This window comes from Nonomuraea sp. SBT364, assembly GCF_001083785.1.
Lineage (GTDB): Bacteria > Actinomycetota > Actinomycetes > Streptosporangiales > Streptosporangiaceae > Nonomuraea.
This window is the reverse complement of sequence record NZ_LAVL01000082.1, coordinates 24764-37235: the sequence shown is the minus strand read 5'-3', so window position 1 is coordinate 37235 and position 12472 is coordinate 24764. Positions and strand designations below refer to the sequence as shown.

Genomic DNA, 12472 nt, shown 5'->3' with positions numbered 1-12472 from the left:
ACACCCAGATCTCCCCACTCCCCTTCTCGCCGGCACCGTCAAAGGTTTATAAGAGACCGCCCACCCGCCAGGCCCGCCAGCCCCTGACGGGCGAAGCCCCGCCGGACTCCGACGGGCCAAGCCCCGGTCGAGACCCTGATGGCCGGAGCCGTCGCCGGGACGTTGATTGCCGAGCCGCGTCGGGGCTCTGACGGGCGGGCATGCGCCGGGGCCTTGAGTGCGGAGGCCCCGGCGGGACCCTGACGGGGCCTCTCCGGCGGAACTTCTCCGGAGTGGGAAGGCCATCCCCATGCCTTCTGGGACTGTGGCGCTCATCCCCTGGCGGAGAAGGCCCGGAGGGCTTCCGCGTCGGAGTACGTCGTGGTGACGTACTCCGACACCCACTCCTCGATCCCCTCGAAGCCGCTCTCCGCCAGCAGTCGTTCGGCCACCCGGCCGGCGTCCAGCGGGGTGCGGCGCAGGGTGACGGCCCCGGTGTCGCCGTCGAGTAACGCCCAATGCGCCCCCGCCACCCCGTAAGGCATCCCCACGGCCCCAGGGTTGACCACGAGCCGGCGATCGACGAGCCGCACGAACGGCATGTGTGTGTTGCCCAGCACGACGGTGCCGGCGCTCTCCCCGCCGAACACCTCGGCCCACCGCTCCAGCGAGCTGTCGACCAGCACGATCTCCTCGTCACTGCGCGGCGTGCCGTGCACGAACAGCGTCGCGCCGAGCCGCCCCAGCTCCAGCTCCTGCCGGCCGGGCAGCTTCGCCAGCAGCCCGACCTGGTCTGGCCGCAGCCGCCGCCCCGCCCAGTCGGACACCGGCAGCACCCCGGCCTTGCCCGAGGCCACCTCCACCAGCTCCCGATCGGCGTTGCCGCTCAGCCACAGCGCCCGCTCCCCGAGCGAGACCAGCACGTCGAGCGTCTCGACCGGCAGCGGCCCCGAAGCCATGTCCCCCGCGAGCACGATCAGGTCGGCGCCCGCCACGTCGGGCTCGCCGAGGACGGCTTCCAGCGCGGGAAGCACCCCGTGGATATCGGAGAGTACGGCGACTCGCATGCCGCCACTCTGCCACGACACCGCTGATCCTCGCACATACGTTCGCACCCGGCGAACGTCACCCACGGGAGCCGCCCGGCGCTACCCCTCCTCGCGCCACCCCTCGTACCGCGACACGAGCTCGTCCACCTTGGCGAGATCCGCCTTGGCGAGATTCACCTTCGCCAGGCCCCCTTCGCCGGCCCCTTCGAGCACGACCACCCACTGGGCGTCCTCGGCGTCGTCCTCCCCCGCCAGCGCCTCCCGCACCACCCGCGGCACCCCGAGGCCGGGGAACCAGTCGCCCAGCGTCTCGGCCACCTCTTCGGCGTCGTCCCGCTCACCGAACACGAGAAGCTGCTTCATGAAGCCGTATTCTCCCACCACTCGCCACCCGGCGACTCGTTCACCTACAGTGATCGAAGTAGCTTGCTACGGTAAGAACCATGACGGCCGAAGCGGTGAGCCTGACGATGACGCCACCTTCGCTACCCGACTGGGTGTTCCCGCCTCCGCGGGGCTTCGTCGCCGAAGACCTCGATCACATTCCGGATTTGCCTGCGCACACGCAGTTGATTGACGGAAGCTTGGTCTTCGTGAGCCCACAGCGAGACTTCCACACCTCAGCGCTGTTCCTGCTGGCTGTGGGGTTGCGCGCGGCGGCCCCCGAAGGGCACCGGGTCCGCCGGGAGATGAGCGTCAAGCTCGGCCCCAGGCAGCGCCCCGAACCGGACCTCATCGTCCTCGGCCCCCGGGCCGTCATCCGCCCCGACGCCACCTTCTACGACGCCGCCGACGTGGTGCTGGCGGTAGAGGTGGTGTCACCGGAGTCCGAGGAACGCGACCGCGAGCGCAAGCCCGCCCTCTACGCCGAGGCCGGCATCCCGCACTTCTGGCGCGTGGAGAACGACTCCGGCCAACCGGTCGTCTACGTCCACGAACTCAACCCGCCCACCCGCTCCTACGTGCCCACCGGCATCTACCACGACCACCTCAAGGTGCCCGTCCCCTTCGACGTCGACCTCGACCTCACCGAGATCGACACCTTCTAGACACGGCGAGGGCCGGTACGGAATCCCGTACCGGCCCTCGTCGTGCTCGTCAGGAGGTGCGCAGGTGCGCGCCCACGCGGTCGGCGGCGAGCGCGACGGCGGCGTCGCGGGCGGCCGTCGTCTCCTCCACCGTCAGCGTGCGGTCCGGGGCGCGGAAGCGGAGGCTGTAGGCGAGCGACTTGTTGCCTTCACCCACCTGCGCCCCCGCGTAGACGTCGAACAGCCGCAGCGACTCCAGCAGCTCCCCCGCGCCGTCGCGCAGCGCCGCCTCGACGTCCGCGACCGGGGTGAAGTCGGGGACGACGAGCGCCACGTCCTGGGTGGCGATGGGGTAGGCGGAGATGGCCGGGGTCTCGACGGGGCCGGTCATCGCCGCCTCCAGGCGGGTCAGCTCCAGCTCCAGCGCGGCCGTGCGCGGCGGCAGGCCGTAGGCCTCGACGACGCGCGGGTGCAGCTCCCCGGCGTGGCCGACGAGCGTGTCGCCCAGGTAGAGGGCGGCGCAGCGGCCCGGGTGCCACGGCTCGTGCTGGTCGGCGATGACCGACAGCTCGAACCCGGCCTCGCCGGCGATCAGGCGGGCGGCCTGGACGGCATCGGCCCAGGAGGCCGGCCGGCCGGCGCCCCACCAGCCCGAGCGCTCGAACTCGCCGGCGAGCACGGCCGCGACCCGGAGAGGCTGGTCGGGCAGCGCCGCCTCGATGGAGGCGAGCTCGGCGGCCGTGGGTTTGCGCTCGACGCCGAGCATCGGCGCGGCCGCCGGGGCGCCTTCGCGCGGCCGGTAGACGGCACCGGTCTCGAACAGCGCCACGTCGGCGAAGCCGCGCCCGGTGTTGCGCACCAGGACCTTGAGCAGTCCCGGCAGCAGCGTGGTGCGCATCAGCGGCTCGTCCTCGGCCAGCGGGTTGGACAGCCGCATCGCGCGGCGGCGCGCGTCGTCGGCGGGCAGCTGGAGCCGGTCGAAGTCGTCGGCGCTGATGAACGGGTAGGCCAGCACCTCGACGTAGCCCGCCTCGGCAAGCGCCCGGCCGACGCGCCTGCGCAGCCGCTGGGCCTCGGTGAGCCCGGCCCCGGCCGGGGCCTTGGGCAGCACGGAGGGCAGCTTCTCGTAGCCCTCCAGCCTGATGACCTCTTCGGCCAGGTCGTTCGGGTCGGTGAGGTCGGGGCGCCACGACGGCGGCGTCACCGTGATCATGTCGTCGCCGGTGACGGCCAGCCGGGCGGCCAGCTCGCCTCCGGTGATCACACCGGTCGGGTCGACGCCGCCGCTGCGCACCGCCGGGTCGGCGCCGTCGGTGACGACGCAGCCGACCTGCTCCAGGCGGTGTACGACGGCCTCCTTGGAGTAGGGCAGGCCCGCGACGTCACCCGGATGGCTCGCCGGGATGGCGATGCGGGCGGGACGCACGTCCACCTCGGCGTGCGTGACGCCCGGCTGGACGGTGGCGCCGCCCAGCTCGGCCAGCAGCGACACGGCCCGCCAGGAGGCGACGAGCGGCAGCTCACGGTCGACGCCCCGCTCGAACCGCTTGGACGCCTCGGAGACGAGGTTGTGCCTGCGGGACTCGCGGGAGATGCCGGTGGCCGAGAAGTGCGCCGCCTCGACGACGATGTCGGTCGAGCCGGCGGAGATCTCGGTCTCCAGCCCGCCCATGGTGCCGGCCATCGAGATCGGCCCCGACTCGTCGGTGATGAGGATGTCGTCGGGGTCGAGGTCGCGCACGACGTGGTCGAGCGTCTCCAGCCGCTCGCCCGCGCGGGCCCGGCGCACCACGATGCCGCCGGTCAGCTTGGCGCCGTCGAAGGCGTGCAGCGGCTGGCCGAGCTCCAGCATGAGGTAGTTGGTGATGTCGACCGCCAGCGACACCGGCCGCATCCCGGCGCGGGTGAGGCGTACGCGCATCCACAGCGGGCTCTGCGCGCCGGGGTCGAAGCCGGTCACCCGGCGCAGCACGAACCGGTCGCACGCGGTCTCGTCGGCGATCGACGCCGGCCACGACGGCTCGGTCCCGGCGGGCGGCTCGACGGCGGCCGGGTCGCGGAACGGCACGCCGAAGGCGGTCGCGACCTCGCGGGCCACGCCCCGGATCGACAGCGCGTAGCCGATGTCGGGGGTGATCTCCAGCTCGATCACGTCGTCGCGCAGGCCGAGCAGCTCGACCACGTCGGCGCCGATCGGCGTGCCCTCGGGCAGCACCATGATGCCGCCGTGGTCGTCGCCCAGGCCCAGCTCGCGCTCGGAGCAGATCATGCCCTCGGACAGGCGGCCGTAGGTCTTGCGGGCGCCCACCTCGAACCCGCCGGGCAGCACGCCGCCCGGCAGCACGACCGGCACCCGGTCGCCCGCGGCGAAGTTGGTGGCGCCGCAGACGATCTCGCGCGGCGCGGCCTCGCCGACCTCCACCTTGCAGTGGCGGATCGGCTTCTTGAAACCGGTCAGCTCCTCGATCTCCAGCACCTCGCCGACCACGACGTTCTTGACGTCGTGCCCGTGGGAGGTGATGGACTCCAGCTTGAGCCCTGCCGCGGTGAGCTGGTCGGCCACCTCGTGCGCGGTGACCGCCGCCGGGAGATCGACACACTCCCGCAGCCAGGAAAGCGGGACCCTCATCAGATCTCCATTCCGAACGGGAGCGTGAAGCGCACGTCTCCCTCGATCATGTCGCGCATGTCCTCGGCGTTGTGGCGGAACATCAGCGTCCGCTCGATGCCCATCCCGAAGGCGAACCCGGAGTAGACCGACGGGTCGACGCCGCAGGCGACGAGCACCCGCGGGTTGACCATGCCGCAGCCGCCCCACTCGATCCAGCCCTCGCTCTTGCAGGTGCGGCAGGGCGGGTTGCCGGGCACCGCGGAGGCGCCCCGGCAGACGAAGCACTTCAGGTCCATCTCGGCCGACGGCTCGGTGAACGGGAAGTAGTTGGGCCGGAACCGGGTCGTGATGCCCTCGCCGAACATGACCTCGGCGAACCGGTCGAGCGTGCCCTTGAGGTGTGCCATCGTCAGGCCCTTGTCGACGGCCAGGCCCTCGGTCTGGTGGAAGACCGGGGTGTGGGTGGCGTCGAGCTCGTCGGTGCGGAACGTCTTGCCGGGCGCGATCGCGTAGCAGGGCACGCCGCGCTCCAGCAGCGCGCGGATCTGCAGCGGCGAGGTCTGGGTGCGCAGCACCATGCCCGAGTCGGCGGAGCCGACGAAGAACGTGTCGTGCTCGGAGCGGGCCGGGTGGTCCTTGGCGATGTTGAGCGCCTCGAAGTTGAACCATTCGCCTTCGAGCTCGGGGCCTTCGACGACCTCGTAGCCCATGGCGACGAAGGTGTCGGCGATGCGCTCCTGCATCGTGGTCAGCGGGTGGCGGGCGCCGCGCGGGCGCCGGTCCCAGGGCAGGGTGACGTCGACGGTCTCCTCGACGAGCACGCGGGCGTCGCGTTCGGCCTCCAGCTCGGCCTGGCGGGCGGCCAGCGCCTCGCCGATCGCCTTGCGGGCGGTGCCGACGCGTTTGCCGGCCTCGGCACGGGCGGCCGGCGGCAGGGCGCCGATCTCGCGGTTGGCCAGGGCGATGGGCGAGCGGTCGCCCGCGTGCGCCAGCCTGGCCTGCTTGAGTGCGTCGAGGCTGTCGGCCGCCTTGATCGCCTCCAGGGCGCCGGCCTCCATGCGCGCCACCTCGTCGGCGTGCAGCGGGGTGACCTCGACGGGGTCGTAGTCAGACAAGAGTGAGCTCCGTATCCAGGGCTTGAGCGGGAAAAGTCTAGTGGCCCGGCCCACCGGTCCTGTTTATGCGAAGTCAGGAGTGCCGGTGGGCATGGTAAATCGGAACTCCGCGCCACCTTCGGGGGCCCGCTGCACGGTGATCGTGCCGCCGTGCGCCTCGACCAGGCCCTTCACGATGAACAGGCCCAGGCCGGTACCGCCCCGCCGGCGGCTGTTGCCGCCGCGCCAGAACTGCCTGAAGACGCGCGGAGCCAGCTCGGGCTTGACGCCCTCGCCCTCGTCGCGCACCGACACGGCAACTCCCCATTCGACGGACTCGATCTCGATGGTCACGGTTCCGCGCCCGTGACGCACCCCATTTTCCACCAGGTTAGCCAGGATCTGGTCAACCTTGTCCTGGTCGAGCCACATCTCGGGGAGATCGTCGCCCACGACGAGGCGGAAGCGCTCCTCCTGCTCGCCCGCCGCGACCCGGCCGGCGATCGCCCGCCGGGCTCTGGCGGGCAGGTCGACGACCTGGCGGTGCAGCTCCAGCCGCCCGGACTCGATGCGGGAGACGTCCAGCAGCTCGGTGATGAGCCGGGTGACACGGTCGGCGTCGTTGTTGACGGTCTCGAGCATGACGCGCTTCTGCTCGTCGGTGAAACGCGTCCACTTGGCGAGCAGCGTCGCGGTGAAGCCCTTGACGCTGGTCAGCGGGGAGCGCAGCTCGTGGGCGACGGTGGAGACCAGGTCGGCGCGGCTGCGCTCCAGCCGGGCGCGGGCGCCGCCGTCGCGCAGGGTGATCGTGACGCGTTCGACGTCGCCGCACCGCTCCGGCTCGCGCACGAGCCTGGCCGCCACGTACAGCTCCTGGCCGCCGGGCAGGTGGAGCGGGCGCTCGGGGACGCGGCTGCGGGTGCGCAGGCCGCCCTCGGGGTCGAGGGCCTTCCACCACTCGCGCCCGTCGTTGTCGCGGAACGGGAAGACCTCGCTCATGTCGCGCCCGACGGCGCGCTCCGCGGGGACCGCGGTGAGGCGGGCGGCGGCCCGGTTGACGGCGAGGATGCGGCCGAACCGGTCGGTCACGATGAGCCCGTCGGGGAGGTCGTCGATGACGATCGAACACGCGGCTGCCACCACCCGCCCGTCGGTGTCTTCGCCGTGCACGACCTCGCCTCCTCCGCCTACAAGGCCGACAATAGCGGGTTTCCCGTCGCCTAGGGCACTCGCTGAGCCCTCGCCGACGAGTAAAGGCATACCGCCGCGGCGGTCGCCAGGTTGAGGCTTTCGGCCTGTCCGTAGATGGGCACCCGGACCACGTCGTCGGCGAGCGCGAGCACGTCGTCCGGCAGCCCCCACGCCTCGTTGCCGAAGATCCACGCGGTCGGCCCGGACAGGTCGACGTCGTCGAGCGTGTGCTTGCCCGCGCCGTCGGCCGCCAGCACCCGCAGCCCGCGCTCCTTGAGCCGGGCCACGGCCGCCGCCACCGGGGCGCCGATGACGACCGGCAGGTGGAACAGGCTTCCGGCGCTGGCGCGCACGCACTTGCCGTTGTACGGGTCGACGGAGGCGTCGGTGAAGACCACCGAGTCCGCGCCGGCGGCGTCGGCCGCCCGCATCACGGTGCCGGCGTTGCCCGGGTCGCGCACGTGCGCGAGCAGCGCGACCAGCTTCGGCTCGCGTGGCAGCGCCCTGTCGAGCGCCTCGTCGAGCGGCACGTGCACGAGCCGGCAGACGGCCAGCAGGCCCTGCGGGGTGACGGTCTGCGACAGCTCGGCCATGACCTCGCCGCTGGCCCGGTGGACCGGCAGGCCCTGGAGGGTGGCCTGGGTGACGAGCTCGGGGTGGCGCAGCTCGGCCTCGGCCGTGGTGAACAGCTCCAGCGTCACGCCGTCGAGCTTGAGCGCCTCACGTACCGCCTGCGGGCCCTCGGCCAGGAACTTGCGGTCCTGCTCGCGGAAGGCGCGCTTGGTGAGCCTGCGGGCCGCCTTCACGCGCGGCGACCTCAGGTTGGTCAGCTCGGTCCCGGCCATCTCATCCCCCTGGTCTCGGACAAGGCAAAGGGCCCACCGTCAGGCGGGCCCTTGACTCAGATCAGAACGGCTCAGCTCGCGGCCGGCGCGTTCACGTTCGCCGGCAGCGCCTTCTTGGCGGCTTCGACGAGCGTGGCGAAGGTCTGGCTGTCGTTCACCGCGAGGTCGGCCAGGATCTTACGGTCGACCTCGATGTTGGCCAGCCGCAGCCCCTGGATCAGGCGGTTGTAGGTGATGCCGTTCTGGCGTGCGGCGGCGTTGATCCGCTGGATCCAGAGACGGCGGAACGTGCCCTTGCGGTCCTTGCGGTCCCGGTAGGCGTACGTCATCGAGTGGAGCATCTGCTCCTTGGCCTTGCGGTAGAGCCGCGACCGCTGGCCACGGTAACCGCTCGCCCGCTCGAGGACGACCTTGCGCTTCTTCTTGGCGTTGAGCGCCCGCTTCACGCGTGCCATGTTTCTTCTCCCCGGGGAAAGTTCGCGCTACTTGGCGAGCAGCTTCTTGATCTTCTTGGAATCGGCGTCGGAAAGGACGACCTCGTTCTTGAGACGGCGCGTCAGCGTGGACGACTTCCACTCGTTGTAGTGCGCGCGGCTGGCGCGGCGGCGCATGACCTTGCCGGAGCCGGTAAGCCGGAACCGCTTCTTCGCACCGCTGTGCGTCTTCATCTTCGGCATGTCGCCGTCTCTCCTCATTCGGTCGTGCCGGTGGCCGGGCCGGTGGTGGGCCGGCCCGGTCGCGGCGTCTTCGTGTGGCGGTGGCCTGCTCGGGTGTTCAGTAAGGCTAACCCGAACCGCGGGTCACGCTTCCTGTACGGAAGGCTCCTCGCTGTCGGCCTGCGCCTTGGCGGCGGCCTTCTCGGCCTTGGCCTCGGCCTTCTTCTTGTGCGGACCGATCACCATGATCATGTTTCGGCCGTCCTGCTTGGGCTGGGACTCGACGAATCCGAGCTCCTGGACGTCCTCGGCGAGCCGCTGCAGCAGCCGGAAGCCGAGCTCCGGCCGGGACTGCTCACGGCCGCGGAACATGATCGTGACTTTGACCTTGTCTCCCGCCTTGAGGAACCGCACCACGTGACCCTTCTTGGTCTCGTAGTCGTGCGGGTCGATCTTCGGCCGGAGCTTGATCTCCTTGATGATCGTGTGCGCCTGATTCTTGCGCGCCTCGCGCGCCTTCATCGCGGACTCGTACTTGAACTTGCCGTAGTCCATGAGCTTGCACACGGGCGGTCGAGCCGTCGCCGCGACCTCGACGAGGTCCAGGTCGGCTTCCTGGGCGAGCTTCAGTGCGTCGTGAATGGACACGATGCCCACCTGCTCGCCGTTCGGGCCCACGAGGCGGACCTCGGGAACTCGGATACGCTCGTTGATGCGGGGCTCAGTGCTGATGGGGCCTCCTAGGTTTGCGATCCCTACGTGCTCGTCGTGCCGGGCGGCTCTTCGCCGCAACGCGAAAAGCCCCGCACGTCGCGCATGCGGGGCCACTGAGCTTTTCGGCGTCGTGGCCTCAAGCTCCCCGGAGTAGTCCGGCGTGATCCTTTACCCGGCCACCTCGCGGCGACTCGGGTGGGAGGGAGACCTCCGCTTGCGCGTCCAGCAAGTCATGCCGGACCGATCAGAGAGCTACATTACCACAACCACGGGACTTCCTCGAATCATCCCCGCTGGCCAGACCGTTTCGAGGGCGCCGAGCCGGGCTGCAGGGCCCGCCCGGCTCGGCGGTCAGCCCGCCCGGCCGGCCCGCCTGAGGATCTCGGCCTCGCCGGCCGCGCGCATGGCGCGCACCGGCACGTCCGCGCGGCCCGTCATGAGCTCCACCTGCCGCACCGCCTGGTGCAGCAGCATCTCGAAGCCGCCGACCACGGTGCCGCCCGCCTCGCGTACGGCCGCGGCCGCGCTGGTCGGCCAGGGCGCGTAGACCACGTCGAAGAGCGCCGGTACCCGGGCCAGCCGGTCGGCGTAGACGTCGGCCGCCCCGCCGGGCAGCGTCGAGACCACCAGATCGGCCTCCAGGGCGGCGTCGAGCTTGTCGAACGTCCGCACCGCCAGCGTCACGCCGAGCCGTCCGGCCACCGCCGCGGTCTCCTCCGCCCGGGCGGTGTCCCGGACGATCAGCGTCACCGCGAACAGCCCCAGGTCGCGCAGCGCCGCGAGCGCCGATCCGGCCGTGGCGCCGCCGCCGAGCACGGTGGCCGAGCGGGGCGCGGGCACCCCGGCCTCCGCCAGCGCCTGGGTGATCCCGTACACGTCGGTGTTGTGACCGTGCGCGGCGCCGCGGGAGAACACCACGGTGTTGGCGCCGCCGACCTCGACGGCCGCCTCCGCGACCGTGTCGAGCAGGGGCAGCACGGCCCGCTTGAGCGGCATCGTGAGCGACAGCCCCGCCCACGCGTCCTCGTCGCCGGCGCGCTCGCCGCGCACCGGGCGCAGCTCGCGCAGCATCGCGGGCAGGCGCGCCTCGTCGCACTCGAACGCCTCGTAGCTCCAGCCGGTCAGCCCCATCTCCCGGTAGGCCGCCCGGTGCAGGAACGGCGAGAGCGAGTGGCTGATGGGCGAGCCCAGGACCGCGGCCCTCATGCTCACCCGCCGTTCCGCTGGAACTCCGCCAGCAGCGCCTGCCGCTCGGTCTCGGTGGTGGCGAACTTGGTGACGTTGCTCTTGGGGTCGGTGGCCACGAAGAACAGCCAGCTGCCCCTGGCCGGCGACAGCGCTGCCTCGATGGCGTGGTCGCCCGGGTTGGCGATGGGGCCTGGCGGCAGGCCCAGGTGCTTGTAGGTGTTGTACGGGGAGTCGATCTCCAGCTCCGCGTGCGTCGCGGTGGTGCGGTAGCGCTTCCAGGCGTACATGACCGTGCTGTCCATCGCGAGTTTCATCTCCGGCTGGTGCTCCAGCCGGTTGTAGATGACCCGGGCGATCTTGGGCATGTCCTCGTGCCGGCCGGCCTCCATCTGGATGATGCTGGCGATCGTGAGCATCTGGTGGGCCGTGAAGCCGCGCTTCTTCGCGGCGGCCTTCAGGTCGTGCTTCTCGGCCGACTGGTTGAACCGCTCGACCATCTGGGCCAGCATCTCGGCCGGGGTGGCCTTGGGCTGGAACTCGTAGGTGGCGGGGAAGGCGTAGCCCTCCAGCTTGCCCCTGGCGTAGTCGGGCAGGCCGAGGTCCTCACCCTTGGCCGCGGCCTCGAACTCCTTCACGCTCTTGCCGGTCGCCTTGGCGAGTTGCGCGTAGGTGTCGGACAGGCGCAGCCCCTCCTTGAGCGTCACCGTCAGGCGCAGCCGCTCGTCGGGGTCGAGCAGCTTGACGGCCTCGGCGGCGGCCATCTGCTTGCGCAGTTTGTACGAGCCGGGCTGGAGCGAGGAACTCTTGCCCGCGCTGTCGACCGCGTTGGTGAACGCCCTGGCGCTGGCCACGACCCCCTGCCGCTCCAGCTCCTGGGCCACCTCCGAGGCGCTCTGGCCCTGCTTGATCTCGACGACCACCTCACCGCTGCCCTTGCCCGCGTAGTCGTCGGGGACGAGGGCGTCGCTGACCCACAGGTAGCCGTAGTAGCCGCCGCCGCCGATGATGCCCGCCAGCACGATGAACGCGAGCAGCGGGGCCAGGAAGCGGCCCCGGCTGCGGCGCCTGCGCCGCCTGCGCCCGCCACGCCTGCCTGAGCCTCTGCTGCGACGCCCGCCCCGGCCGTCGTCGTCCTCGGCACCGAGAAGGAGGTCCATGTCGAGATCGTTCATAGGTGAGCCGGCCAATCTCCCGGAACTGCTGGCCCGGGGTCACTCGGTGACACCCGGCGGTGGGGGGTCACCGAGCGGACGAGGGGGATGTGCCGGACACGCTGCGATGGCCGGCAGGGGTCACTGTGAGTAGCCATGCTAGAGGACGGAAAGAGTGCGTGTGTCCCGGGTCGAGAGCTTCGCGCGGCGACACCGGCGAACTCCCGCGGGGTGGGAAGTGGCCCGGCGAGCATCAGTTCGTCCCGAGGTTCTCGTTCGACTCTTTCCGGTATCTCACGAACTCGCTCTCTTTGTTGGTGAATTGGGTGATTCTATGCACCTGATTCATCGCGTTAAACCAGTGCCGATCACCCGTCGCCGGACACGCCGGACACACGGAGTTGTCACGGTGTGTAACAGATTCCGCGCATCGGAATCGGCCGACGATCACTCTAGCGATCTTCGAGTCGTGGAGCACGGCCGTCATCAGGACGGGCCGTCGCCTGCCGGGAAGGGCGGGTCGACCGGCCGGCCCGGCGGCCGGCGGGTGGCGCGCTCGGCGTCGAGCGCGTCCTGCAGCAGCACCACGGCCGCCGCCTGGTCGATGACGCCGCGCTGCTTCTTGGCACGCACGCCGCTGGCCCGCAGTCCCTGCTGGGCAGCCACCGTGGTGAGCCTCTCGTCGAACAGCCGCACGGGCGTGGGCGCGAGCCGGGCGGCCAGGCGCGCCGCGAACTCGCGGGCCAGCTGGGCCGCCTGCCCCTGACGGCCGGACAGCGAGGTGGGCAGCCCCACCACCACCTCGACCGCCTCGTGCTCGGCGGCGATCGCGGCGATGCGGTCGAGGTCGCCCTCGCCCCGCCTGACGGTCTCCACCGGCGTGGCGAGCATCCCCGAGGGGTCGCTGCGCGCCACGCCGATGCGTACGGACCCGACGTCCACGCCGAGCCGGGTGCCGAACCTCAT

General features: G+C 71.4%; 13 protein-coding genes. 1 reads left to right on the top strand and 12 read right to left on the bottom strand.

The window, feature by feature from the left end; genetic code table 11:
* Nucleotides 1-311 precede the first annotated feature (311 nt).
* Both ADY59_RS29320 and ADY59_RS29315 read right to left on the bottom strand, forming a co-directional pair.
* The gene (locus ADY59_RS29320) at nucleotides 312-1046 is read right to left on the bottom strand and encodes a metallophosphoesterase family protein (RefSeq protein WP_049568561.1); all 735 of its coding nucleotides are present in this window, start codon (nucleotides 1044-1046) and stop codon (nucleotides 312-314) included.
* Between the two features lie 81 nt (nucleotides 1047-1127).
* The gene (locus ADY59_RS29315; RefSeq protein ID WP_049568589.1) at nucleotides 1128-1391 is read right to left on the bottom strand and encodes a hypothetical protein; all 264 of its coding nucleotides are present in this window, start codon (nucleotides 1389-1391) and stop codon (nucleotides 1128-1130) included.
* An 80-nt stretch (nucleotides 1392-1471) separates the two neighbouring features.
* Here ADY59_RS29315 and ADY59_RS29310 point away from each other — a divergent pair, with 80 nt between their 5' ends.
* On the top strand, nucleotides 1472-2077 hold the full coding sequence (locus ADY59_RS29310) for a Uma2 family endonuclease (protein ID WP_442937742.1): 606 nt from the start codon (nucleotides 1472-1474) through the stop codon (nucleotides 2075-2077).
* 49 nt (nucleotides 2078-2126) lie between these two features.
* Here the strand turns inward: ADY59_RS29310 and ADY59_RS29305 are convergent, their stop codons facing one another.
* From ADY59_RS29305 to ruvX, 10 genes are all read right to left on the bottom strand, one after another.
* Nucleotides 2127-4685: a phenylalanine--tRNA ligase subunit beta gene (locus tag ADY59_RS29305; protein ID WP_049568558.1), complete on the bottom strand. Its 2559-nt coding sequence runs from the start codon at nucleotides 4683-4685 to the stop codon at nucleotides 2127-2129.
* Nucleotides 4685-5725, bottom strand: coding sequence for a phenylalanine--tRNA ligase subunit alpha (pheS, locus tag ADY59_RS29300; protein WP_231618957.1), 1041 nt, complete (start codon nucleotides 5723-5725; stop codon nucleotides 4685-4687). Before pheS ends, ADY59_RS29305 begins: the two co-directional genes overlap by 1 nt.
* A gap of 120 nt (nucleotides 5726-5845) precedes the next feature.
* Nucleotides 5846-6931, bottom strand: coding sequence for a sensor histidine kinase (locus tag ADY59_RS29295; RefSeq protein ID WP_049568552.1), 1086 nt, complete (start codon nucleotides 6929-6931; stop codon nucleotides 5846-5848).
* 50 nt (nucleotides 6932-6981) lie between these two features.
* Nucleotides 6982-7797 carry a TrmH family RNA methyltransferase gene (locus tag ADY59_RS29290; RefSeq protein ID WP_049568549.1) on the bottom strand — a complete coding sequence of 272 codons (816 nt, stop codon included), beginning with the start codon at nucleotides 7795-7797 and terminating at the stop codon, nucleotides 6982-6984.
* 71 nt (nucleotides 7798-7868) lie between these two features.
* Nucleotides 7869-8252, bottom strand: a complete 384-nt coding sequence (gene rplT / locus ADY59_RS29285) for a 50S ribosomal protein L20 (protein ID WP_049568547.1) — start codon at nucleotides 8250-8252, stop codon at nucleotides 7869-7871.
* Nucleotides 8253-8279: 27 nt separating this feature from the next.
* Nucleotides 8280-8474: a 50S ribosomal protein L35 gene (gene rpmI / locus ADY59_RS29280; protein WP_049568545.1), complete on the bottom strand. Its 195-nt coding sequence runs from the start codon at nucleotides 8472-8474 to the stop codon at nucleotides 8280-8282.
* A 123-nt stretch (nucleotides 8475-8597) separates the two neighbouring features.
* Nucleotides 8598-9245 carry a translation initiation factor IF-3 gene (infC, locus tag ADY59_RS29275; RefSeq protein ID WP_082310498.1) on the bottom strand — a complete coding sequence of 216 codons (648 nt, stop codon included), beginning with the start codon at nucleotides 9243-9245 and terminating at the stop codon, nucleotides 8598-8600.
* 273 nt (nucleotides 9246-9518) lie between these two features.
* Nucleotides 9519-10373, bottom strand: coding sequence for a shikimate dehydrogenase (locus ADY59_RS29270; RefSeq protein WP_049568543.1), 855 nt, complete (start codon nucleotides 10371-10373; stop codon nucleotides 9519-9521).
* A 2-nt stretch (nucleotides 10374-10375) separates the two neighbouring features.
* Nucleotides 10376-11512 (bottom strand): endolytic transglycosylase MltG, encoded by a 1137-nt coding sequence (mltG, locus tag ADY59_RS29265; RefSeq protein ID WP_231618955.1) that lies wholly within the window; start codon nucleotides 11510-11512, stop codon nucleotides 10376-10378.
* A 480-nt stretch (nucleotides 11513-11992) separates the two neighbouring features.
* The gene (gene ruvX / locus ADY59_RS29260; protein ID WP_049568538.1) at nucleotides 11993-12472 is read right to left on the bottom strand and encodes a Holliday junction resolvase RuvX; all 480 of its coding nucleotides are present in this window, start codon (nucleotides 12470-12472) and stop codon (nucleotides 11993-11995) included.

Excerpts from the sequence above, each read along its gene's own strand:
- ruvX (WP_049568538.1), bottom strand. The coding sequence starts at position 12,472 with ATGAGGTTCGGCACCCGGCTCGGCGTGGACGTCGGGTCCGTACGCATC.
- ADY59_RS29270 (WP_049568543.1), bottom strand. The coding sequence starts at position 10,373 with ATGAGGGCCGCGGTCCTGGGCTCGCCCATCAGCCACTCGCTCTCGCCG.
- rpmI (WP_049568545.1), bottom strand. The coding sequence starts at position 8,474 with ATGCCGAAGATGAAGACGCACAGCGGTGCGAAGAAGCGGTTCCGGCTT.
- ADY59_RS29315 (WP_049568589.1), bottom strand. The coding sequence starts at position 1,391 with ATGAAGCAGCTTCTCGTGTTCGGTGAGCGGGACGACGCCGAAGAGGTG.
- ADY59_RS29320 (WP_049568561.1), bottom strand. The coding sequence starts at position 1,046 with ATGCGAGTCGCCGTACTCTCCGATATCCACGGGGTGCTTCCCGCGCTG.
- ADY59_RS29290 (WP_049568549.1), bottom strand. The coding sequence starts at position 7,797 with ATGGCCGGGACCGAGCTGACCAACCTGAGGTCGCCGCGCGTGAAGGCG.
- mltG (WP_231618955.1), bottom strand. The coding sequence starts at position 11,512 with ATGGACCTCCTTCTCGGTGCCGAGGACGACGACGGCCGGGGCGGGCGT.
- ADY59_RS29310 (WP_442937742.1), top strand. The coding sequence starts at position 1,472 with ATGACGGCCGAAGCGGTGAGCCTGACGATGACGCCACCTTCGCTACCC.
- ADY59_RS29305 (WP_049568558.1), bottom strand. The coding sequence starts at position 4,685 with ATGAGGGTCCCGCTTTCCTGGCTGCGGGAGTGTGTCGATCTCCCGGCG.
- pheS (WP_231618957.1), bottom strand. The coding sequence starts at position 5,725 with ATGGAGGCCGGCGCCCTGGAGGCGATCAAGGCGGCCGACAGCCTCGAC.
- rplT (WP_049568547.1), bottom strand. The coding sequence starts at position 8,252 with ATGGCACGCGTGAAGCGGGCGCTCAACGCCAAGAAGAAGCGCAAGGTC.